Here is a 22,576-nt window from a genome sequence, read left to right as displayed (position 1 = left end):
ATAGCATATTTCAATGAAAAAAATTTTATTTAGAAAACTTCTTTTAGACTGTATAATTTTCTTTTTAATTTCCCTTTTTGCTACAAGTACAATAATTTGGATATTTCAAGCAGTAAATTTTTTAGATATTATAGTTGAAGATGGGAGAGATTACTTTGTATATTTAAAATATTCTTTACTTACGTTCCCTAAAGTAGTCAGTAAAATTGTACCTTTTGCAATTTTTTTTAGTTTTTATTACGTGATTAATAGATACGAGACTAATAATGAACTCATGATCTTCTGGAATTTTGGAGTTGAAAAGATGCAATTAGTAAAATTTCTAATTTCTTTTTCATTTATTCTAACTGCGTTTCAGTTATTAATTACTATTTATTTAGTTCCAGAAACTCAAAATCTTTCAAGATCATTGATTAGAGAGTCGAATGTCGATTTTATTGAAAGTTTTGTAAAACCCAAAAAATTTAATGATAATATTAATAAATTAACCATATATGCTGAGGAAAAATTAAAAAATGGAGATTTAAAAAATATTTATATAAAAAAAAATGAGAATAAAAACAATTTTCAAATAACTATTGCAAAAACGGGTGAATTTGAAATTACTCAAAACTCAAAAAAATTAATTTTATTTGACGGACAAACAATTAATAAAAAAAATAATAAAATTACAAATTTTTATTTTTCTAAATCAGACTTCAATTTATCCTCAGTAAGTACAGACACCATTAAGGTTGACAAACTTCAAGAAACAAGAACAAAAAAACATTTAGAGTGTATAAAAAAATATTTCAAAAAAGATTTATCCTTTAATAATAACCAAAAAAACTTTATTAATCATAATTGTAGTAAAGATACTCTAGATAATTTATTCCAAGAGTTATATAAAAGACTAATTGTCCCTTTTTTTATACCTGTATTAATTCTTCTTTCCTCGTATTTGGTAATTTTTGCAAAAGAAAATAAATTGTATCATAAATCAAGAATTTTTATATTTTCTATGGGACTCCTATTAATAATATTATCAGAAACTATGCTTAGATTTATTAAAGGTGATTTGTTAAGCAATATAAAATTTACATTAGTTCCTGTAATATTATTTATAATTTTATACATGATATTTAAAATTTTTATAAAAATAAATATTGGATTAAAAAATTAATGAAAGTTTATATTAAATTTATTATCATAAATTTTTTAAAGTCTTTATTATTTGTATCTACAATTATTTTTTGTCTTATTTTTATATTAAATCTTTTAACAGAATTTGAATTTTTTAGAGAAATTGAGGTTAAATATTACTTTCCAATTTATTTATCTTTATTAAATTCTCCAGGCTTAATATTTGAGATGTTTCCGTTTATTTTTTTAATTTCGTCACAATTATGTTTAATTAATTTATTAAAAAATGATCAAATTCAAACATTAAAATATTCAGGTTTAAAAAATACAAAAGTTTTATTTATACTTTTACTAACAACTTTTTTGACTGGAATAATAATAGTAATTTTATTTTATAATTTATCATCGAACCTAAAAAATATTTATTTAAATCTGAAAAATAATTATACAGCAGATGATAAATATCTTGCTGTAATAACTAATAATGGATTGTGGATTAAAGATAATATAAATGGAAAAATTAACATTATTAATGCAAATAAAATTGATAATAAATTCTTAAATGACGTTTCTATAACTGTGTTAGACCGAAAATTTAATGTTAAAAAACATATAGAAACAAAAAAGATAGATATTTCTAAAAACGAATGGATAATCTTTGAAGGATCTACCTACGAAGAAAATGAAAAAAAGGAGTTTGATTCAAATATTTTCTTATCTAATTTTGATTATGAAAGAATTCAAAGTCTTTTCTCAAATCTGTCTTCCTTAACAATATTAGAATTATATCAATTAAAAAAAAATTATGATCATTTAAATTTATCAACTACAGAAATAAGACTTCAAATTCAAAAAATTTTATCTTATCCGGTATACTTAACTTTGATGACTTTATTATCATTTATTATTATGTTTTATTCCCAAAAAAATAAAAGTAATACTTTAAAAATTTCTTTTGGGATATTTTTGTCAGTAATGATTTACTATATGAATAATTTTTTTCATGTTTTAGGTAAAACTGAAAAAATTAATATCACTTTATCTGTTTGGATACCTATGATCACAATTCTAATTATAAGTTCAATATATACAACTAAGATCAATGAAAAATAGATTTTTATTTTTATTTTTATTTTTATTTTTATCAAATATTTCATTTGCTAATGAAAGTTTTAATTTTGATGTTACGGAAGTAGAAATAAAAGAGGAAGGCAATATATTTATTGGGAAAAATGGAGGAACAGCTAAATCTATAGATGGAACATTAATAAAAGCTAAAAATTTCTACTATAATAAAAATAAAAATATTTTGATTGCAACAGATGAAGTGAGAATTGATGATCCCAAAAATAATATTATAATTTATTCGAACAAAATAACCTATAAAAAAAATGAGGAATTAATTTTTTCAGAGGGAGACTCCAAAGCTATAGACAGTGATGTTCAAATAGATGCTGCTAACTTTGAATATAATAAAATTGAAAATATAATATATGCAAAAGGAAACGTAAAAATTAATAATAAAAAAGAAAATTATTTAATTTATTCGAACAAAATAACCTATAAAAAAAATGAGGAATTAATTTTTTCAGAGGGAGACTCCAAAGCTATAGACAGTGATGTTCAAATAGATGCTGCTAACTTTGAATATAATAAAATTGAAAATATAATATATGCAAAAGGAAACGTAAAAATTAATAATAAAAAAGAAAATTATTTAATTTATTCAGACAATGCTACCTACAAAAAAAAATTAGGAAAAATATTCACAAAAAATAATTCAAAGGCAATTTCTGAAGGAGTGTTTATTGATGCGCAAATTTTTAACTATGATCAAAATCTAAAAATTTTAAATGCTAAAGGCAATGTAAAAATAGATGATAAAATTGAGAATATAGTAATTAACACTGATTCTATAACCTATTACAAATTAGATAATAGAATATTAACAAAAGGAAAAACAAAAACAATTATTGAAAATAAATATGAATTTATATCTAAAGATGTAATTTTGGACAGAACGTTACAACAATTATCTTCTAATAATAAATCTACACTTAAAGATGATAATTCAAATTTTTATTTGTTGTCTAATTTTTTATATTTTTATGAAGAAAAATTATTAAAAGGTGAAAAGGTTGAAGTAAACACAAATTATGAAAAAGAAAAATCTGACAAATATTACTTTGATAGTGCTTTTATAAATTTATTAGATAACTCATTTATCTCAAAAGATACAAAAATATCAGTTCATAAAAATATATTCGACGGTGAAAGGATTCAAAATAAAAAAAATCAAACTTTAATGGGTAAAAATGACCCTCGTATATACGGACCATCCTCCTCAGGAAATAATGAATTTACAACAATAAACAAAGGAGTTTTCACTAGTTGCAAAAAAAATGATAGTTGCCCTCCATGGAGTATGAGAGCAAATAAAATTATTCATGATAAAAAGAAAAAAAATATTATTTATGAAAATGCGGTATTAAATCTTTATGATATGCCTGTTTTTTATTTTCCAAAATTTTTTCATCCAGACCCATCTGTTGAAAGAAGATCAGGTTTATTGCAACCAATATTAAATGATTCTGATATTTTAGGATCATCTCTAAACATTCCTTATTTTCATGTAATATCAGATAATAAAGACTTAACATTTAAACCAACAATATTTGACAATAGAATTTATATGCTTCAGAATGAATATCGTCAGGAAAATAAGAATTCGTCGTTAATTGCAGATTTTAGTTATATTAAAGGCTACCAATCAAAAAAAAAGGGCGAAAAATATAGTAATAGAAACAGTATATCTCATGTATTCACAAAATTTGACTTAGACTTAGGTTGGAATAATTTTGCAACGAGTAAAATTAATTTTTTTTTAGAAAAAGTTAACAATGATAATTACCTCAGTATATTTGATAATGCTCTTCAGGTAGACAAGAAATTTAATTCGATGGTAAAAAGCAAAACTAGTTCTAGGTCAGGGCTTAAATTATCTTTAGATACAGATGATTATAATTTTACAACTGGTATGAATATTTATGAAAACCTTCAATTGCAAAAAAATGATCGATATCAATATAATTTTCCCTATTATAGTTTTTCTAAAAGTCTTTTTTCAAATGAAAAAGGTACAATAAGTTTTAGTACCAGTGGTAGCAATTCTTTAAGCAAAACAAATAATTTGAGAACAACAATTAAAAATAATATTAATTATAAAAATAACAAAATTATAAATGAGAAGGGATTTGTTCATAATTTTGGTATTTATTTTAGAAATTTAAATGGAACTGGTAAAAATGACGCAAAATACAAATCTAGCATAGAAAGTGATGTATTAAATATAAGCGAAATAAATACTTCATTACCACTAATCAAATCAAACAAAAATTTTACTAATTACATAACTCCAAAGGTTTCATTTAGAATAAATCCTACTGATATGAAAGATAGTTCTTCATCATCAAGGACAATTAACGTTGATAACATTTTTAGTATTAACAGATTGGGATTAAATGATTATGAGTCAGGAAAATCATTAACTCTTGGTTTAGATTATAAAAAAGAGAAAAATGACGAAATAAACAAGTTCTTTGAAGTTAAACTTGCTACAGTTTTAAGAGATGTTGAAAATAACAAACTTCCAACAACTAGCACAATTAATAGGACTACCTCAAATTTATTTGGATCAATAAGCAATAACTTTTCAGAAAATGTATCAATAAGTTATAATTTTGCCTTGGATAATGATTTTAACACATTAGAAAACAACTCTATTGGATTAGATTTTTCAATAAATAACTTTGTTACAAAGTTTGATTTTAAAGAATCAAATGGTGAGATGGGAGATTCAAATGTAATAAAAAATTCGACTTCATTTGATTTTAATGATGGAAATAGTTTAATTTTTGAAACAAGAAGAAATCGTAAAATAAGCTTAACAGAATATTACGACTTAGTTTATGAATACAGAAATGATTGCTTGACTGCAGGATTTAAATATAGAAAGACTTATTATAGAGACAGAGATTTAAGACCAAAAGAAGATTTATTCTTAACTTTAACATTATTCCCATTATCTACATTCGATCAAAAAGTAGAAGAAAGTGCATGGAGAGGTGACAATGCTATTCAAAATATATTTAAATAAAATACTTATTTACTTATTTATTATATTAATAATTAATACAAAATCATTATCGTTAGAAAATAAAATAGTTTTAAAAATTGATAACGAAATAATTACAAGTATAGATGTAAATAACGAAAGAAATTATTTAATTGCCTTAAGTCCTAATATTAAAGAAATGGATAAGAGCAAATTAGAGTTAATAGCCAAGAATTCGATTATAAGAGAAAAAATAAAAGAAAAAGAGTTATTGAATTATTTAGATGAAATTAATTTAAATGAGGATTATCTTAATCAACTTGTAAAAGAAAGATACTCAAGGCTTAACTTAAATAGCAAGGATCAATTCATAAGTTATATAAAAAACTTTGATGTCAATATCAAAACTATTGAAAAAAAAATTTCTATAGAAGCTTTATGGAACCAAATGATTTATCAAAAATTTTTAAAAAACGTAAAAATTGATAAAAATAAATTGAGAAAGAAAATTGAAGAAAATAAAATCAATATAGAAAAAAATCTGCTGCTTTCAGAAATATTATTTAAAATTTCAAAAAAAGATGATCTAGAAAAAAAATATTCTGAAATTATAAGAAATATTAATGAAGAGGGTTTTGAAATTGCTGCATTAACATTTAGTATCTCAGACAGTTCTGATTTTGGTGGAAAACTTGGATGGATAAATCAAGGCTCATTAAATAAAATAATTAGAAATCAATTATCTAATATGAAAGTTGGAGATATTACAAATCCAATATTAACACCTAATGGGTATCTAATATTAAAAGTTGATGACATAAAAAAAATTGAAAAAAAAATTGATATAAACTCAGAATTAGAAAAATTAATTATATCTAGTAGAAATAGCCAATTAAATGAACAATCAATAATATATTTTAATAAAGTGAAAAAAAACACAAAAATAGATGAGTTATAAACCAATTTTAATTATAGCTGGAGAACCTAATAGTGTTTTTCTTGAAATTTTTTTTAAAATCCAAAAAGTAAAATTTAAAAATCCTATAATTTTAATTGCATCGTATGAATTATTATTATTACAAATGAAAAAATTAAAATTTAAAAAAAAAATTAAAATACTTGATGTTAAAAAACTTACAAAATATTCATTTAAAAATAATGTAATTAACTTAATTAATGTTAGATACACTCAAAAAAAACCTTTTGAAAAAATATCAAAAAAATCTAGTAAATATATCAGTCAATCTTTTCTAATTGCTACAAAACTTATTAAACAAGGTTTCTCTGATAAACTAATTAATGGCCCAATATCAAAAGAAACTTTCTTAAATAAGAAGAAGTTGGGTATCACTGAATACATATCAGATAAATTTCGTATTAAAAATAATGCAATGTTAATTTATAATAAAAAACTTTCGGTTTGCCCTATTACAACGCATGTTCCATTAAAATATGTATCAAAAAGAATAAATAAAAAACTTATAATAAATAAAATTAAACTTATTAATAATTTTTATAAAAAAGAATTAAAATTTAAACCTAAAATAGCTGTGTTGGGACTAAATCCTCATTGTGAAACTGTAAGTAATTTTGATGAAGATAAAAAAATTATCTCACCTGCAATAAAATTTTTTAAAGGCAAAAATTATAGTGTTTCTGGGCCTTATTCAGCTGATACAATTTTTTTAAAACAAAATAGATCAAAATACGATGTAATTATTGGTATGTATCATGATCAAGTTTTGTCTCCATTAAAAACCCTTTTTGAGTATGATGCTATAAATATTACTTTAGGATTACCATTTTTAAGAATATCTCCTGACCATGGACCAAATGAAAATATGTTAGGAAAAAATAAATCAAACCCTCTTAGTTTATTAAGAGCAATTACATTTTTAAGTAAAAATTGATAAGAGCAAAAAAAAGTTTAGGTCAGAATTTCTTAATAGATGATAAAGTTTTAAACAAGATAGTTAATTGTGTTGAAATAAATAACAAAACAATATTGGAAATAGGACCTGGCACAGGAAATTTAACAAAATATATTTTAAATAAAAAACCGAAAAAATTTACAGTAGTTGAGAAGGACAACAATCTTGCAAACAATTTAAAAGAAAAATTTAATAAAAATTTAAACATAATTAATGATGATGTTTTAAATTTAAATGAAAGTTTATTATTTAATGAAAGAGTAATAGTATTTGGAAATTTACCTTATAATATTTCAACAGAAATTCTGAGTAAATGGATAATTAATTTGAAAGATGATTTTTGGTTTGAAAATTTAGTTTTAATGTTCCAAAAAGAAGTGGCAGATAGGATAATAGCTAATTACAACGATTCTAATTATGGAAGATTATCTATTCTTGCGCATTGGAAATTAATTATTAAAAAAATATGTGATATTAAACCTATCTCTTTTTACCCAAAGCCAAAAATAGATAGTAGTTTACTTTTATTTTCTCCAAAAAAAAATTTTTATAAAATAAAAAATCCAAAAAACTTAGAAAAAATTACTCGAATTTTTTTTAATAATAGAAGAAAAAAGATTAAGAAGCCATTTAATCAAATATTTAATGGTGATTTTAAAATATTAAATAAACTTAAAATAGATTTAGATTTAAGACCTCAAAATTTAAATTTTGAAACTTACTACAAACTTACTGAAGAATATGAAAACCTAAGAAGTTAGTTTTTCAATATGGTTTCTCACAAAATTTAAATCATAATCTTTAGAGTCTTCATTCAACTCTGCCTCAATGAGTTTATCAATTTTGTTAAAACATTTTTCTATTTCATCATTTATGATCACATAGTCATAATTTATCCAATGTAAAACATCCCTTTCAAATTGTTTCATTCTTTCTTCAGCAATCAACTTATCTCTCATATCTCTATTTGATAATCTTTGAAACAAAACCTCTTTGCTAGGTGGAAGGATAAAAAATGTAATTAATTTATAGTCTAATTTCTTATTTTTTATTTGATCGGCGCCTTGCCAATCTATATCAAACAAAACATTCTTACCTTTGTTTAAATTATCAATAACGGGTGTTCTAGTTGTACCATAATAATTATTAAATACTTTCGCATATTCTAAAAATTCTTCATTTTTGATTAATCTTTGAAATTCACCATCATTAACAAAATAATAATCTTTATGATTTATTTCACCTGGACGAGGATTTCTAGTTGTATGAGAGACAGAAACTGAGTAATTTTTTCTTTTTGATAATAAATTTACTAATGTGGTCTTTCCTGCTCCAGAAGGAGAGGAAAGTATAATCATGACCCCATCATTTTTTGAGGGCATTAAAATTTCTAGTTAGCTTTTCCTTCGATAAACTTAACTGCATCTCCTACAGTTAAAATTTTCTCAGCTTCACTATCTGAAATTTCAGATCCAAATTCTTCTTCAAAAGCCATCACCAATTCAACAGTATCTAAACTATCAGCTCCTAAATCATCTATAAAACTTGATTCTTCGGTTACTTTAGCTTCATCGATACCTAAGTGATCAGCTACAATTTTTTTTACTTTGCTTGAAACGTCTTCTGACATATTGATCCTTTTTGTTATATTTCGTTAATAGTTTAAAAAGCTATTTTGTCAAGCCATATACATGCCACCATTAACATGCAAGGTTTCACCATTTATATAGCTAGATTGATCTGAGCATAGAAAACCTACTGCATTTGCAATATCATCTGGGTCTCCAAGGCGGGCAGATGGTATTTTTGATATAATTGTTTCTTTAAACTTTTCATCAATCTTATCTGTCATTGCAGTTTTAATAAATCCTGGTGAAATACAATTAACATTGATATTTTTCTTGGCGTACTCTATCGCCAAACTTTTTGACATTGCTACTATTCCTGCTTTTGATGCGGTATAATTAGCCTGACCTAAATTTCCTGTATGTCCAACAACAGAAGTAATATTAACTATTTTTCCAGATTTGTTTTTTAACATTTTTTTTATGGCAAATTTACTCATCAAAAATGTTGAAGTTAAATTAATATCAATTACCTTTCTCCACTCATCTAAACTCATTCTAATTGCTAAGTTGTCCTGAGTGATGCCTGCATTATTAACAATGCAATCTAGACTACCACCTAATTCTTTTGTTGCGTTTTCAATAAATTCTTCAATTTTTTCGCTTTGAGATATATCAAACTTCAAAATATTTATTTTTTCGAATTCTTTTTTTAATTCTTCAAGTTTTTCAATTCTTGTTCCTGAAGCTAAAATATTAGCACCACTTTCGTATAATTTTTTTACAATTGAATTTCCTATTCCTCCAGATGCACCTGTCACTATTACATTTTTATCTTTTAAATCATTCATATTTTTAAATTTTCAATATCCTCTTGACTGTTTATTGTGTTGATTTTAACTTCTCTACTAATTCTCTTTATCAAACCTGACAAAACTTTCCCAGGTCCAATTTCTATAAAATGATCAACATCATTATTTATCATATTTATAACACTTTCTCTCCACCTTACTCTATTTTCAATTTGTTTTATTAATAGTGATTTTAAATCGTCAGCACTTGAAATAGCTTCGGCTGTTACATTTGATATCAACTTATTGCATCCATCAGAAAATGAAATTTTGTTTAATTTTTCTGTCATAATCTCTGTTGCTTTACTCATAAGGCTACAATGAAAAGGAGCACTGACTGGAAGTTTTACATTTTTAATTGAATTCTCTTTTAATATTTCAGTTAACTTCCCTAAATCATTGTTTTTTCCACTCAACACTACTTGTCCTTCCGAATTATCATTTGCTATTTGTGCTTCGAATTTGGACTCGTTATCTTTTAGTATTTTTTCTATTACTTCAACAGTTGATCCAAGTACTGCAACCATGCCACCTTCGCCCCTAGGCACAGAATTTTGCATAGCATCACCTCTGATTCTTAAAATTTTTAATGTTTCTGCAAAGTTTAAATATCCAGCACAAGATAAAGCAGAATATTCACCTAAAGAATGTCCAGCAAAATACTTTGCTTTATTTAAATCAATATTAAATTCTTTTTTTACGACGTTAAATATAGAATAGCTTATTAAAAAAATTGCTGGTTGAGTGTTTGCTGTTAAATCAAGCTCTTCTTTAGGTCCTTCTAGTATAAGCTTTGAAATTGAATAATTTAATGTGTCGTCTGCCTCTTTAAATAGGCTTTTCACAAGCTCAAATTTGTCATAAAATTGTTTTCCCATTCCAACTATTTGAGATCCTTGACCTGGAAATATTACTGAAAACATATAAAAATATTACTAATTTTGTGTTTTTATCTATTGTAATTGAACTTTTATAATAGTATATCCTCACTTTTTATTAAAGAACATAAATGAACTTATACGAACATACTATAATAGCCAGACAAGATACATCTCCAAGCGAGCTAAAGCAGTTAACTGAAAAATATTCTAAAATTGTTGAAAAAAACGAGGGAGAGGTTGTTAAGACTGAGAACTGGGGTCTTCTAAACCTTTCTTATCTGATTAAAAAAAATAAAAAAGGCAGCTACATTCACTTTAAAATTAAAGGTAAAGGAAAAGTAGTTGAAGAGTTGGAAAAAAACGAGGCTATTGATAAAAAGTTATTAAGATATCTCACTGTTAGAGTAAAAGAATTTGATTTAGATACCAATTACTTTGGAAAAAAAGAAGATAGTGAAAACAAAGAAAGTACTAAAAACTAATGCCAAAAAGACAAAGTGGAAATAAAAAAGGAAAGCAAAGCAACTTTGCGAAATTAAGTATTTTTCAACCCAATAAATATAAATTTAAAAAAACTTGCCCGCTTTCAATAAAAGGGGCTCCTAAAGTTGATTATAAAAATATCAAACTTTTAAAAAGATATGTTTCTGAAAATGGAAAAATTTTACCTTCTAGAATTACAAATGTTTCTCAAAAGAAACAAAGAGAATTATCTTTATCAATTAAAAGAGCAAGAAACCTAGCTTTAATATAATGAAAGTTATTTTATTAGAAAACGTTAAAAGAATTGGATCTGTTGGAGAAGTAATAGACGTAAAAAGAGGTTTTGCTAGAAATTTTTTGATTGCAAATAAAAAAGCTCTTTATGCATCAAAAGAAAATATTAAAGAAGTTGAAAAAATAAAAGCTGATTTATCTAAAAAAGACAATGAGAGAAAAGAAGAAGCGTCTAAAATTGCAGAACAAATCAATAACAAAGAATACTCAGTTCAAAAATTAAGCACTGAGAACAATGAGCTTTATGGTTCAGTAAAACCAACTGAAATCTCAAAACTTATTCAAGAGGAAAATAAAATTGAAATTAAACCTTCTATGATACAACCAGTTGAAGAAATTAAGTCTTTAGGAAAATTCAAAGTTAAAATTTCTTTACACTCAGAAGTTGATGCTGAAATAGTAGTTAATGTAAGTTCGGCTGATACAATTCAATAATTATACATTCTTTTCAACAGCTAAAAATTAAAATTTAAATAATAAAATTTTTCTGTAGATTTTTATTTATGGAAAATAATTTAAGTATCGTAAAAGATAAATTCAAAGAATTACCAAACAACATCGAAGCTGAACAAGCCGTAATCGGTTCAATACTAGTTAGTAATGATATTTTTGATGAAGTTAATACGATTGTCTCCTCTATTAACTTTTATGATCCTATGCATCAAAAGATATTTGAAGCTATAGAAAGTCTTATTTACAAAGGTATGCTTGCTAATCCCATAACTTTGAAAAATTATTTTGAAGATGAAAAAGATGACATTAATGTTCCAGAGTATTTAGTAAAAGTAACTAAATTTTCTACATCTGTTAGACAAGCGGTAGAATATTCAAAAATAATCTATGATATGTTTGTCAGACGTGAATTAATAAAAATTTCAGAAGAAACTATTGATAGCGCTAAATTAAATGATCTTGATAATAGCGGTCAAACTATAATTGAAAATTCTGAAAGACAATTGTTTGATTTAGCTGAAAAAGGTTCTTTTAACTCTTCTCTAATTAAATTTGATGATGCCATGAAACAAACTATCGAAATGGCTTCAGCTGCATATAAAAATGAAGAAGGAATTGTAGGAGTTCCAACAGGTCTCAGAGATTTAGATGATAAACTAGGAGGTTTACACCAATCTGATTTGATCATCATTGCAGGTCGTCCTTCAATGGGTAAAACCTCACTTGCAACAAATATTGCATTCAATGCTGCTCAAAAATTACAAGATAGTGGTAAAAAATCTTCTATAGCTTTTTTCTCTTTAGAAATGTCATCTGAACAACTTTCAACTCGTATTATCTCAGAACAAGCAAGAATTAGCTCAAACGATATTAGAAGAGGAAGAATTTCTGATGATCAGTTTGATAAATTTTTAGAAACTTCAAAAAATATTGCTGAACTCCCACTTTATATTGATGAAACACCAGCTATTAGCATTGCAGCACTAAGTAATAGAGCAAGAAGAATTAAAAGACTATTTGGATTAGATATGATTGTTGTCGATTACATTCAGTTAATGAGAGGAACAACATATAATAAGGATGGGAGAGTACAGGAAATCTCTCAAATTACGCAAGGGCTAAAAGCAATAGCAAAAGAGCTCGCTGTTCCAGTTGTTGCTTTATCACAGTTATCAAGACAGGTAGAACAAAGAGATGATCATAAACCTCAACTTGCAGACTTAAGAGAATCAGGTTCGATCGAGCAAGATGCGGATGTTGTAATGTTTGTTTACAGAGAAGGATATTATCTATCTAGAAAAGAACCAAGAGAAGCAACGGTAGAACATGCTGAATGGCAAGCTAAGATGAATGAAGTAGCGCACTTAGCGCAAATTATAATCGGAAAACAACGACACGGTCCAATTGGTAATGTAACACTTGAGTTTGAGGAAAGATTTACCAAATTTAAAGATACTCAAACTAATTAATTTCCAATATAAAAGAGCTAATGTTAGCTCAAATGTATCAAAACTTAGTTTTAAAGAACCCAAAGGCAATATTTATATTGCTCCTTATTTCTATTCTTAGTTTTGGATACTATTCTAAAGATTTTAGGCTAGATGCTTCGTCAGAAACTTTATTAATTGATGGAGATCCAGATCTAGCTTACTTGCAAGAAATCACTGAAAGATATGGGTCTAAGGAATTTTTAGTTCTCACTTACACTCCTAATGAAGGTATGGTTACAGATTCATCAATAAATAATTTATTGAGTATAAAATACAAAATTCAAAGTTTAGATTGGGTTCATAGTGTTATTACACTTTTAGACATACCGCTTTTAAACAATTCAGACGCACCACTTCAGGAAAGATTAGAAAGCTTTAAAACTTTAAAAGATGAAGAAGTGGATAGAGAAAGAGGATTTAGTGAAATTTTAAACAGTCCTGTTTTTAGAAATTTTGTAATTAGTGAAGACGGTAAGACAAGTGGAATTATTGTTAATATAAAACAAAATAAAAAATTAGAAGATATTGAAAATAAATCTAGAGATGAAATTGAAAATTATAAAGATCAGATAAAAAAACAAAATCATCAAAACATTTTAGAAATAAGACAAGTAATTCAAAGTTATGGAGATGTAGGAAAAATTTACTTGGGCGGAATTCCAATGATTGCGGATGACATGATGACTTTTATCAAAAGTGATATCATTGTATTTGGTATTGGAGTTTTATTATTTATTATAGCAACACTTTGGTTTGTATTTAGAAATCTAATTTGGATTATTGTTCCTATTAGCAGTTGTTTTTTCTCTGTAATTATTATGATGGGTCTACTTGGATTACTTGGATGGAAAGTAACTGTTATTTCATCAAACTTTATTGCCTTGATGCTAATTCTTACAATGGCGATGAATATTCATATGAGCACAAGGTTTCTTCAGCTGAAAAAAAATTTTCCAACAAAAAATAATTTTGAAATCATTTCCTTAACAACGAGTAAAATGTTTTGGCCTATATTGTATACAGTTTTAACAACAATTTTGGCTTTCTTATCTTTAATCTTTAGTGAAATTAAACCAATTATAGATTTTGGTTGGATGATGACTTTTGGTTTGATTACATCTTTTATAATAACTTTTACTTTGCTCCCTACTCTTTTAAGTTTTACTTTAACTGGAAATGTATCTCTAAAAAAAGAACAAGATTCTAAAATTACATCGATACTTGGTTTAATTTCTTTAAATAATAAATTTACAATTTTTTCTGCAACTGGAATTATAATTGTCTTAAGTGTCGTTGGAATTAGCAAACTTGAGGTTGAGAATAGTTTTATAAATTATTTCGATAAAAACACCGAAATTTACAAAGGAATGAAACTGATTGATGAAGAACTTGGTGGAACCACTCCTTTAGAAGTTATTTTAAAATTTCCTAAAAAAGAGGAAAAGAAATCAGAAGAAGATGATGAATTTGAAGATTGGGGAGACGAAGAAGATACAAATGATGAAAAATATTGGTTTACCAAAGATAAAATAGATAGAATTGCATCTGTTCACAATTATTTAGATAGTCTTCCACAGGTTGGTAAAGTTTTATCTTTTTCATCAATTATTGATGTTGCAACACAACTTAATAATAATAATCCACTTGGTACTTTAGAGATGGGAGTATTGTATTCAAAAATACCTGAAAGTATTAAAACAGAAATAATTGATCCATATTTATCAATAGAAAATAATGAAGCTCGAATAAGTCTTAGAATAATAGACTCACAAGAAAATTTGAGAAGAAATGACTTAATTAATAAAATTAATTTTGATCTAGAAAATGAACTAGGATTAGAAAAAGATGATTACAAATTAGCAGGAGTACTAATATTATTTAATAATTTGTTACAAAGTTTGTTTAAATCACAAATTTTGACACTTGGTTTAGTTATGATTGGTATTTTCTCAATGTTTATTATTTTATTTAGAAATATTAAACTTTCATTAATTGGTGTTGTTCCAAATTTTATAGCTGCATTCTTTATTTTAGGAATTATTGGATTGTTAGAAATCCCATTAGATATGATGACTATCACAATTGCTGCAATTACAATCGGTATAGCTGTTGATAATAGTATTCACTATATTTATAGGTTCAAGGAAGAATTTAGTAAATTAAAAGACTACAATAAAACATTAAAAATGTGTCACTCAACAGTTGGGGTTGCAATTTTAAATACTTCAATCACAATTGTTTTTGGTTTTTCAATTTTAGTATTATCCAAATTTATACCTACAATTTATTTTGGAATGTTTACAGGTCTTGCAATGTTACTTGCAATGATATCAGTGTTAACTTTGCTGCCAGCATTGATATTGGTAGTTAAACCTTTTGGTAAAGACGCCTAATGGTAGATGCTCTTAAAGATTTTTATGAAGCATCTTCTGTTATTGATCTAATCTATATTATAATCACTATATGGTCTTTAGTAAGTTGTTATAGAAAAGGATTTGTCTTAAGCATCCTTTCAATGGCAAAATGGCTTCTAGCCTATGTTATTACTCTAATTTTATTTCCACGTATAAAACCTTATTTAGAAGATATAATAGATAATGAATATGTTCTTGATGTTGGGCTTGGAATTACAATATTTATAGTCGTTATCTTTTTAGTCTTATTAGTTAATAAAGGTATCAGTAAAGCTGTTAAATATACTGGAATAGGAGGTTTAGACACTACATTCGGATTCTTTTTTGGGTTTGTAAAAGCGTATATTGTTTCAGTTTGTATTTTTTCAGGAATTCATATTGTTTATAATCATGATAAATGGCCGATTAATTTAGATAAATCATACATCTTTCCATATTTAGAAAAAGGTAGTAATTATCTGATAAAAGAATTCCCTAATGAAAAAACATATCAAGAATCTAAAGAAAAAATTGAAGATATTTGATCCAAAATTAAAAGAAGAGTGTGGAGTATTTGGCATAAGCAATGCAAAAGATGCTTCTGCATTAGCAGCTTTAGGTTTGCATGCATTACAACATAGAGGTCAGGAAGGTTGTGGAATAGTTACTTTTGATGGAGAAAAATATTATTCAGAAAAAAGATTTGGCTTAGTTGGTGATAATTTCAATAAAGAAAAAGTTTTAAAAAACCTAAAAGGTAATTATGCCATTGGGCATAATCGATATAGTACTACAGGCAATAATATCCTAAGAAATATCCAGCCTTTTTTTGCAGATACTAATGCAGGGGGAATTGGGGTATCGCATAACGGAAACTTAACAAATTCAATATCTTTAAGAAACAAACTCGTAGAAGAAGGGGCAATTTTTTACACTACTTCTGATACTGAAACTATAGTTCAGTTAATTGCTAAATCTAAAAGATCAAAAACAATTGATAAAGTTATTGATGCCATATTCCAAATCCAAGGTGGATATGCTTTGGTAATGATGACCCAAAAATCTTTAATAGGTGTAAGAGACCCGTATGGAATAAGACCATTGATGATTGGAAAACTAGGAAGTAGCTATGTGTTAGCTTCTGAAACTTGTGCATTAGATATCATTGGTGCGAAATTTATAAGAGAAGTTGAAAATGGTGAAATAGTTTTAATTGAAAATGATGAACTAACTAGCATCAAGCCCTTCCCTCCTAAAAAAGTAAGACCATGTGTGTTTGAGTATATTTATTTTTCAAGACCAGACAGTTTACTTGATAACAAAACAGCTTATGAACACAGAAAAAATTTAGGAAAAGAACTTGCAAAAGAAAATGATGTTGAAGCAGATATAGTAGTTCCTGTCCCAGATTCTGGTAATGCTGCAGCACTCGGTTTTGCTCAACATTTAAAAATGAATTTTGAGCATGGTCTAATTAGAAATCACTATGTTGGGAGAACCTTTATTGAACCAAGTCAGCAAATTAGAAGTTTGGGTGTAAAATTGAAATTAAATGCAAACCAAAGCACAATTAAAGATAAAAAAATTATTCTAATTGATGACTCGCTTGTTAGAGGAACTACATCTTATAAGATTGTTAAAATGCTATATGATGCAGGCGCAAAAGAAGTTCATGTTCGAATTGCTTGTCCTGAGATCAAGTATCCAGATTTTTATGGTGTAGATACTCCGACTAAAAAAGAGTTACTAGCAGCAAATAAAACAAATGATGAAATTTGTGAATATATAGGTGCAAAATCACTTAAGTTTTTATCTATTGATGGTTTGTATAGAGCAATTGGTTTTGATAAAAGAAATGAAGCTTATCCTCAATTAACAGATCATTATTTTACTGGTGATTACCCAGTTAAACCTGTTGATGAATTGGGTGATAATAAAATAACTCAACTTTCCTTATTAAGTACAGCATCTAATAACTAAAAAATGAAAACAGTTAATTTTACTGAAATGAAAAATGGTACCAAGGATGAGTACTTGTTACTTGATGAGTATGAACAAAAATATATTGATGGTACTGCTGATAGAATATTAAAATTTATGAGTGGATTAAATTCTACTTTAGAAGGATATAAAATAACTAGACTTGAACACTCTCTTCAAACCGCAACAAGAGCTTATAAAGATAAGGCGGATGAAGAAATGGTGGTTGCAGCTTTGTTGCATGATATTGGAGATGAATTAGCTCCTGTTAATCATTCAGAATATGCGGCGTCAGTTTTAAAACCTTACGTTTCAGAGAAAACACATTGGATCATTCAAAAGCATGGGGAGTTTCAAATGTATTATTATGCACATCATCTTGGAAAGAATCAGAACCAAAGAGATAAATATAAAGATCATAAATATTTTAACGATGCTGTAGAGTTTTGTGAAAAATGGGATCAGACTTCTTTTGATCCAGACTATAAAAGTATGAAATTAGAGGAATTTGCGCCAATGGTGAGAAAAATATTCTCAAGAAAGCCCTATTCTTTACTTTAAATTAAATTAAAATCCACTATCTAAAGCGCATGATAAACAATAAAGAGAAAATTATTGAATATTTTAAATCTGGTATCAAAGAAGATAAAGATTTTAGAATTGGTATCGAACATGAAAAATTCTTGTTTAATACTAAAGACAATAAAAGAATTGATTACCCAAAAGTAAAAGAAATGTTTACAGCCTTAACTGAGTTTGGCTGGAACCCTGTTTTTGAAAAAGAAAATATTATTGGTCTTAATAAAGGTGGAAAAAATATTACATTAGAACCTGGTAACCAAATTGAATTATCAGGTGACAAGTTAAACCATATGCATGAGGCATGTGCAGAGTCTCAAGACTATTTATTTGAATTAAAACAAGTTACTAAAAAATTAGATATTAAAATAGTGAGTGCAGGTTTTGATCCTATTTCAAAATTAGAAGATATTCCAAATAACCCTAAGCAACGTTATGAGTTAATGACAAAAGATATGCCACTAGGTGGAGAGCTTAGTTTAGACATGATGTATCGAACGTGTGGAACACAATTAAACATTGATTACAATTCAGAAGAAGATTTTATTAAAAAATTTAAATTAGTTAATTCAATTGTTCCAATTTCAATTGCACTATTTGCAAATTCATCAATCGTTGAAAAAAAGAATAGTAATTATTTATCTTACAGATCTAAAGTTTGGCAAAGCACTTCGAGAGGAGGTTTGCCTAAATTATTTTTTGAAAATTTAGATTTTGAGAAATATGCAGAATTTGTAATGAAATTTCCAATTTTATTCATTCAACATAATGATCAGTATATTTCATGTAGAAAATATGCATTTAAAGATTTTATGGACGGAAAAATTGAAGAGACAGGTAATAGACTTCCAACTGAGGCTGATCTTACAACACACTTAAGTACAATCTTCACTGAAAATAGACTGAAGAAATATATTGAGCTTAGATCAATGGATACATGTGGTTGGGATTGTCTATGTGCTGGACCAGCTTTCAATATTGGTATGTTGTATGGAAATTTAGATGAAGCATACGACTTAGTCTCTTCATGGGAAACAGACAAAATAATTAATGCTTATTTAGAAGCTCCACAAAAAGGATTTAATACTCAATTAATGGGTAAAGACTTGTTGTATTGGACATCTGCTCTTTTAGATATTTCTAGAAAAGGATTAGAGAAAAGAGACATCATTAGTAAAAAAGGAAATAACGAAACTATCTTCTTAAATCATTTACAAAATGTAGTTGATAATAAAACTACAAATGCAGATCATATGATTAGTAAATTTTCGAAAGATGAAAATTTAGAAGAATTATATGACAAATAAAATAGTAGCTGTTCAAGGTAATCATCCATCTACATTAAACCCTGTAACTGATACTAGTGTTTTTTTAGCTAACGAAATACAAAATAAATATAAAATTTTTTATTATGATCCAAAAGATCTATCAATAATTAACAAAAAAGTTTTAGCTAAAGGTTTCTTTATTAAATTAAATTATCAAAACAAGAAATTTTACAAAATCATCAAAAAACAAACTTTAGACCTTACAAAATGTAAGTTTATTTTAATCCGTCAAGATCCACCATTTAATTTAGAATATATTTCAACAACTTACATTTTAGATTTTATTAAAAATAAAGTTAAAATAATCAATAACCCAACATCTATCAGAAATATCTCTGAAAAGTTATATTCAACAAAATATTTAAAATATATGCCTGATACACTTTTTTCTCAGGATATAAATGAAATTAAATATTTTATTAAAAAACATAAAAAAATAATTATCAAACCAATTCATAGTTATAGTGGCAATGATATTCACTTATTAAATAAATTTGATTCAAAACTTATAAATAAATTTATTAAAAAACATGATCATATTATGTGTCAAAAATTTTTACCTAAGATTAATAGAGGAGATAAAAGAGTTTTTATAATTAATGGAAAAGTTTGTGGTGCAATTTCTAGAGTTCCTAAAAAGGGATCTTATTTAAGTAATATGAGCAAAGGTGCTAAACCGATTAATATCAATTTAACTAAGCGAGAAAATAAAATTTCAAAATTAATTGCGAAAGATTTAAAAAAAGAAAATATATATTTTGCAGGGATTGATTTTATAGATCAAAAATTAAATGGAGACATCAATGTTACTTCTCCTACAGGACTTAAAACTTTTTTTGATTTATCAGGAATAAATTTAGCAAAAACTTTTTGGAAAGAATTAAAAGCGTGAACAATTTAACTGACCAGCAAAAAGGTTCGTTAATGGCTTTTGTTGCAGTGATGTTTATTACTCCTGATAGTTTATTTATTAGACTTTCAAATGTAGATACTTGGGGATTAGTTTTTTATAGAGGTATTATTCCATTTGTAACTGTATTTGTTGGAATGTTGTTTATTTACAAATCAAGTTTTTTTAAATTACTTTATGGAAATTCAATTTATGGTGTTGCTTATATAGCTACGTTTTCCATAACTAATATTACTTTTGTATTATCAATTCAAAACACAAATGTTGCTAACACGCTTGTTATGATTGCACTTGCGCCAATGTTGTCAGCTATTTTTGGTGCAATATTTTTAAAAGAAAAACCAGATCGAAATACTTTAGTTGCTATAGCAATTACGTTTTTAAGTGTTCTTTATATATTTTACGACTCTGTAAAATTAGGAAATATTTTTGGTGATATTTTAGGTTTTATTACTGCGTGCGGTCTTGCTGCAGGAGCAACAATAATCAGAGCTGGAAAAAGCCTTAACCTAGTTCCTTCAGCTGTGGTTGGTAAACTGGTCGTAGCATTAGTCGCTTTATTCTTTATTGATACATTTGAGCTAAAAGATAATGATATTTATATCATTCCAGCTATGTGTATTCTTTGTGTGGCTATTCCTTTTGTGTTGGTAACACTAGCCCCAAGATACATAACAGGAGCTGAAGTAAATCTATTCTTTCTAATGGAAACGGTTTTGGGACCTATTTGGGTGTGGATGGTTGTTAAAGAACAACCTTCAATGGAGACAATTCAGGGAGGAGTGGTGATCATTTTAACAATCGCTATTCACTCATTCCTAGCCATAAAAAAAACACAAACCAAAACTACTTAGCCCGCAATTTATTGATACTTAAAATTTAGAAATGCAAAAAGAAGTAAAAAAATCCTGGGCCCTATTTATAGGTATTGGAACCATGATGATAGCTCATGGATTACAAATGCAGATTATGGGTATTAGATCTGTACTTGAAGACTTTAGTGTTTTTACTACAGGGGTCTTCATGTCAGGATATTATATTGGCTACTTTGTTGGATCTAGAACAACTCCAAATTTTGTATCTAAGGTTGGTCACATCAGAGTGTTTGCAGCTTTTGCATCCCTTGCATCACTTAGTGCATTGCTTGCAGTAGTTTATGTAAATCCATTTATGTGGACAGTAAGTAGATTCATAACAGGTATTAGTTTAGTTAGTTGTTATGTTGTTACCGAAAGTTGGTTAAATGATAGAGCAACCAATAAGAATAGAGGACAATTATTGTCTGCTTACATGATGGTAATTTATTTTGGTCTTGCAATTGGAATGTTGTTACTTAACTTAAGTGAACCAAAAGCATATGAACCTTTTATTTTGGTATCTGTACTTTTATCTTTAGCGCTTGTTCCAATTTTATTAACAAAAAGACCAGCTCCAAAATTTAAAAAAATTGAAACAATTAGTATTAAAGAACTTTATGAAATCTCTCCCCTTGGAACTTTTAGTTCTTTTTTCACTGGTGTAATTCATGCAGCATTTTTTTCATTAATTTCAGTTTATGCAACCCTTGCAAAACTAACTTTATTTGAAACTTCAATCTTATTATTTATAGCAACAATTGCAGGAGTGTTAGGTCAGGGACCAATTGGATATTTTTCTGATCAATACGATAGAAGAAGGGTAATTATTGTAACAACATTTGGAAGTTCTGCTCTAGCGCTGTTATCAATTTTAACTTCTAATGACCCTATACAAAACATTTACTATATGGATGAACTTGCATTTAAAAAAATTATATTCTTTATAGTAGTTGGACTTTATTCAAGTTTATGCCTTCCATTGTTTTCATTAAATCTTGCGCACACTAATGACTTTGTACCAAAATCTAAATTCGTAGCTGCTGGTGGTGGACTACAATTAATTTTTGGTGTTGGTGCAATTAGTGGCCCAATTTTATGTTCATTGTTTATGGAATGGTTTGGATTAAATGGATTTTTTGTATTTTTAATTATAGTCCATGCTTTAATTGGTGTATTTGGTTTATACAGAATGAGAATAAGAGAAACTGTGGACAATCCAGATTCTACATTTACACCTGTGCCTGCAACCATTACACCTGCTGGATTAGAATTAGACCCAGATACTCCAGCAACATTGGAAGAAACTTCTAAAACTGATAATCCTGAAATTAAAAATTATTAAATT

The 22,576-nt window shown here is 26.6% G+C and carries 22 protein-coding genes; 18 read left to right on the top strand and 4 right to left on the bottom strand.

What is annotated here, in order from left to right:
- Positions 1-13 precede the first annotated feature (13 nt).
- The 6 genes from ACTTA4_RS05890 to rsmA are packed head-to-tail and all read left to right on the top strand — an operon-like array spanning position 14 to position 7,928.
- A complete protein-coding gene (locus ACTTA4_RS05890) occupies positions 14-1,162 on the top strand; it encodes an LptF/LptG family permease (protein WP_440633937.1) in 1,149 nt (382 codons plus the stop codon).
- Positions 1,162-2,235 carry an LptF/LptG family permease gene (locus ACTTA4_RS05885; RefSeq protein ID WP_440633936.1) on the top strand — a complete coding sequence of 358 codons (1,074 nt, stop codon included), beginning with the start codon at positions 1,162-1,164 and terminating at the stop codon, positions 2,233-2,235. Before ACTTA4_RS05890 ends, ACTTA4_RS05885 begins: the two co-directional genes overlap by 1 nt.
- A complete protein-coding gene (locus tag ACTTA4_RS05880; RefSeq protein ID WP_440633935.1) occupies positions 2,225-5,278 on the top strand; it encodes an LPS-assembly protein LptD in 3,054 nt (1,017 codons plus the stop codon). Before ACTTA4_RS05885 ends, ACTTA4_RS05880 begins: the two co-directional genes overlap by 11 nt.
- The gene (locus ACTTA4_RS05875) at positions 5,253-6,194 is read left to right on the top strand and encodes a peptidylprolyl isomerase (RefSeq protein ID WP_440633934.1); all 942 of its coding nucleotides are present in this window, start codon (positions 5,253-5,255) and stop codon (positions 6,192-6,194) included. The genes ACTTA4_RS05880 and ACTTA4_RS05875 overlap by 26 nt, the downstream gene beginning before the upstream one ends.
- Positions 6,184-7,146 carry a 4-hydroxythreonine-4-phosphate dehydrogenase PdxA gene (locus ACTTA4_RS05870; RefSeq protein WP_440633933.1) on the top strand — a complete coding sequence of 321 codons (963 nt, stop codon included), beginning with the start codon at positions 6,184-6,186 and terminating at the stop codon, positions 7,144-7,146. The genes ACTTA4_RS05875 and ACTTA4_RS05870 overlap by 11 nt, the downstream gene beginning before the upstream one ends.
- Positions 7,143-7,928 (top strand): 16S rRNA (adenine(1518)-N(6)/adenine(1519)-N(6))-dimethyltransferase RsmA, encoded by a 786-nt coding sequence (rsmA, locus tag ACTTA4_RS05865; protein WP_440633932.1) that lies wholly within the window; start codon positions 7,143-7,145, stop codon positions 7,926-7,928. The genes ACTTA4_RS05870 and rsmA overlap by 4 nt, the downstream gene beginning before the upstream one ends.
- On the opposite strand, the gene gmk is transcribed toward rsmA, so the two are convergent.
- The 4 genes from gmk to fabD are packed head-to-tail and all read right to left on the bottom strand — an operon-like array spanning position 7,917 to position 10,506.
- The gene (gene gmk, locus ACTTA4_RS05860) at positions 7,917-8,549 is read right to left on the bottom strand and encodes a guanylate kinase (RefSeq protein ID WP_440633931.1); all 633 of its coding nucleotides are present in this window, start codon (positions 8,547-8,549) and stop codon (positions 7,917-7,919) included. The genes rsmA and gmk overlap by 12 nt on opposite strands.
- An 8-nt stretch (positions 8,550-8,557) precedes the next feature.
- On the bottom strand, positions 8,558-8,797 hold the full coding sequence (locus ACTTA4_RS05855; RefSeq protein WP_008544320.1) for an acyl carrier protein: 240 nt from the start codon (positions 8,795-8,797) through the stop codon (positions 8,558-8,560).
- Between the two features lie 48 nt (positions 8,798-8,845).
- Positions 8,846-9,583, bottom strand: a complete 738-nt coding sequence (gene fabG / locus ACTTA4_RS05850) for a 3-oxoacyl-[acyl-carrier-protein] reductase (protein WP_440633930.1) — start codon at positions 9,581-9,583, stop codon at positions 8,846-8,848.
- Positions 9,580-10,506 carry an ACP S-malonyltransferase gene (gene fabD / locus ACTTA4_RS05845; protein ID WP_440633929.1) on the bottom strand — a complete coding sequence of 309 codons (927 nt, stop codon included), beginning with the start codon at positions 10,504-10,506 and terminating at the stop codon, positions 9,580-9,582. Before fabD ends, fabG begins: the two co-directional genes overlap by 4 nt.
- A gap of 86 nt (positions 10,507-10,592) precedes the next feature.
- On the opposite strand from fabD, the gene rpsF reads away from it, so the two are divergent.
- From rpsF to ACTTA4_RS05785, 12 genes are all read left to right on the top strand, one after another.
- On the top strand, positions 10,593-10,946 hold the full coding sequence (gene rpsF, locus ACTTA4_RS05840; RefSeq protein ID WP_440633928.1) for a 30S ribosomal protein S6: 354 nt from the start codon (positions 10,593-10,595) through the stop codon (positions 10,944-10,946).
- Positions 10,946-11,218 (top strand): 30S ribosomal protein S18, encoded by a 273-nt coding sequence (gene rpsR, locus ACTTA4_RS05835; protein ID WP_440633927.1) that lies wholly within the window; start codon positions 10,946-10,948, stop codon positions 11,216-11,218. The genes rpsF and rpsR overlap by 1 nt, the downstream gene beginning before the upstream one ends.
- Entirely contained in the window at positions 11,218-11,676 is a 459-nt protein-coding gene (rplI, locus tag ACTTA4_RS05830; RefSeq protein WP_440633926.1) for a 50S ribosomal protein L9, read from the top strand. Before rpsR ends, rplI begins: the two co-directional genes overlap by 1 nt.
- Positions 11,677-11,744: 68 nt before the next feature.
- On the top strand, positions 11,745-13,163 hold the full coding sequence (locus ACTTA4_RS05825) for a replicative DNA helicase (RefSeq protein ID WP_440633925.1): 1,419 nt from the start codon (positions 11,745-11,747) through the stop codon (positions 13,161-13,163).
- A 20-nt stretch (positions 13,164-13,183) separates the two neighbouring features.
- Positions 13,184-15,577 (top strand): efflux RND transporter permease subunit, encoded by a 2,394-nt coding sequence (locus ACTTA4_RS05820; RefSeq protein WP_440633924.1) that lies wholly within the window; start codon positions 13,184-13,186, stop codon positions 15,575-15,577.
- Positions 15,577-16,122 (top strand): CvpA family protein, encoded by a 546-nt coding sequence (locus tag ACTTA4_RS05815; RefSeq protein WP_440633923.1) that lies wholly within the window; start codon positions 15,577-15,579, stop codon positions 16,120-16,122. Before ACTTA4_RS05820 ends, ACTTA4_RS05815 begins: the two co-directional genes overlap by 1 nt.
- Positions 16,076-17,557, top strand: a complete 1,482-nt coding sequence (gene purF, locus ACTTA4_RS05810) for an amidophosphoribosyltransferase (protein ID WP_440633922.1) — start codon at positions 16,076-16,078, stop codon at positions 17,555-17,557. The genes ACTTA4_RS05815 and purF overlap by 47 nt, the downstream gene beginning before the upstream one ends.
- A 3-nt stretch (positions 17,558-17,560) precedes the next feature.
- The gene (locus ACTTA4_RS05805) at positions 17,561-18,118 is read left to right on the top strand and encodes an HD domain-containing protein (RefSeq protein WP_440633921.1); all 558 of its coding nucleotides are present in this window, start codon (positions 17,561-17,563) and stop codon (positions 18,116-18,118) included.
- A gap of 29 nt (positions 18,119-18,147) precedes the next feature.
- The gene (locus ACTTA4_RS05800) at positions 18,148-19,443 is read left to right on the top strand and encodes a glutamate--cysteine ligase (protein ID WP_440633920.1); all 1,296 of its coding nucleotides are present in this window, start codon (positions 18,148-18,150) and stop codon (positions 19,441-19,443) included.
- On the top strand, positions 19,433-20,356 hold the full coding sequence (gene gshB / locus ACTTA4_RS05795; protein WP_440633919.1) for a glutathione synthase: 924 nt from the start codon (positions 19,433-19,435) through the stop codon (positions 20,354-20,356). Before ACTTA4_RS05800 ends, gshB begins: the two co-directional genes overlap by 11 nt.
- The gene (locus tag ACTTA4_RS05790; RefSeq protein WP_440633918.1) at positions 20,353-21,228 is read left to right on the top strand and encodes a DMT family transporter; all 876 of its coding nucleotides are present in this window, start codon (positions 20,353-20,355) and stop codon (positions 21,226-21,228) included. Before gshB ends, ACTTA4_RS05790 begins: the two co-directional genes overlap by 4 nt.
- Before the next feature lie 31 nt (positions 21,229-21,259).
- Positions 21,260-22,573: an MFS transporter gene (locus ACTTA4_RS05785; RefSeq protein WP_440633917.1), complete on the top strand. Its 1,314-nt coding sequence runs from the start codon at positions 21,260-21,262 to the stop codon at positions 22,571-22,573.
- The last annotated feature ends 3 nt before the right edge of the window (positions 22,574-22,576 follow it).

This window comes from Candidatus Pelagibacter sp. HIMB1485, assembly GCF_052048055.1.
Taxonomy (GTDB): Bacteria; Pseudomonadota; Alphaproteobacteria; order Pelagibacterales; family Pelagibacteraceae; genus Pelagibacter.
This window is presented reverse-complemented; position numbering and strand designations above follow the sequence as displayed.

Bases quoted from the DNA above. Each gene is read 5' to 3' on its own strand.
- ACTTA4_RS05890 (WP_440633937.1), top strand. From the start codon at position 14: ATGAAAAAAATTTTATTTAGAAAACTTCTTTTAGACTGTATAATTTTC.
- ACTTA4_RS05885 (WP_440633936.1), top strand. From the start codon at position 1,162: ATGAAAGTTTATATTAAATTTATTATCATAAATTTTTTAAAGTCTTTA.
- ACTTA4_RS05880 (WP_440633935.1), top strand. From the start codon at position 2,225: ATGAAAAATAGATTTTTATTTTTATTTTTATTTTTATTTTTATCAAAT.
- ACTTA4_RS05875 (WP_440633934.1), top strand. From the start codon at position 5,253: ATGCTATTCAAAATATATTTAAATAAAATACTTATTTACTTATTTATT.
- ACTTA4_RS05870 (WP_440633933.1), top strand. From the start codon at position 6,184: ATGAGTTATAAACCAATTTTAATTATAGCTGGAGAACCTAATAGTGTT.
- gmk (WP_440633931.1), bottom strand. From the start codon at position 8,549: ATGCCCTCAAAAAATGATGGGGTCATGATTATACTTTCCTCTCCTTCT.
- ACTTA4_RS05855 (WP_008544320.1), bottom strand. From the start codon at position 8,797: ATGTCAGAAGACGTTTCAAGCAAAGTAAAAAAAATTGTAGCTGATCAC.
- fabG (WP_440633930.1), bottom strand. From the start codon at position 9,583: ATGAATGATTTAAAAGATAAAAATGTAATAGTGACAGGTGCATCTGGA.
- fabD (WP_440633929.1), bottom strand. From the start codon at position 10,506: ATGTTTTCAGTAATATTTCCAGGTCAAGGATCTCAAATAGTTGGAATG.
- rpsF (WP_440633928.1), top strand. From the start codon at position 10,593: ATGAACTTATACGAACATACTATAATAGCCAGACAAGATACATCTCCA.
- rpsR (WP_440633927.1), top strand. From the start codon at position 10,946: ATGCCAAAAAGACAAAGTGGAAATAAAAAAGGAAAGCAAAGCAACTTT.
- rplI (WP_440633926.1), top strand. From the start codon at position 11,218: ATGAAAGTTATTTTATTAGAAAACGTTAAAAGAATTGGATCTGTTGGA.
- ACTTA4_RS05825 (WP_440633925.1), top strand. From the start codon at position 11,745: ATGGAAAATAATTTAAGTATCGTAAAAGATAAATTCAAAGAATTACCA.
- ACTTA4_RS05820 (WP_440633924.1), top strand. From the start codon at position 13,184: ATGTTAGCTCAAATGTATCAAAACTTAGTTTTAAAGAACCCAAAGGCA.
- ACTTA4_RS05815 (WP_440633923.1), top strand. From the start codon at position 15,577: ATGGTAGATGCTCTTAAAGATTTTTATGAAGCATCTTCTGTTATTGAT.
- purF (WP_440633922.1), top strand. From the start codon at position 16,076: ATGAAAAAACATATCAAGAATCTAAAGAAAAAATTGAAGATATTTGAT.
- ACTTA4_RS05805 (WP_440633921.1), top strand. From the start codon at position 17,561: ATGAAAACAGTTAATTTTACTGAAATGAAAAATGGTACCAAGGATGAG.
- ACTTA4_RS05800 (WP_440633920.1), top strand. From the start codon at position 18,148: ATGATAAACAATAAAGAGAAAATTATTGAATATTTTAAATCTGGTATC.
- gshB (WP_440633919.1), top strand. From the start codon at position 19,433: ATGACAAATAAAATAGTAGCTGTTCAAGGTAATCATCCATCTACATTA.
- ACTTA4_RS05785 (WP_440633917.1), top strand. From the start codon at position 21,260: ATGCAAAAAGAAGTAAAAAAATCCTGGGCCCTATTTATAGGTATTGGA.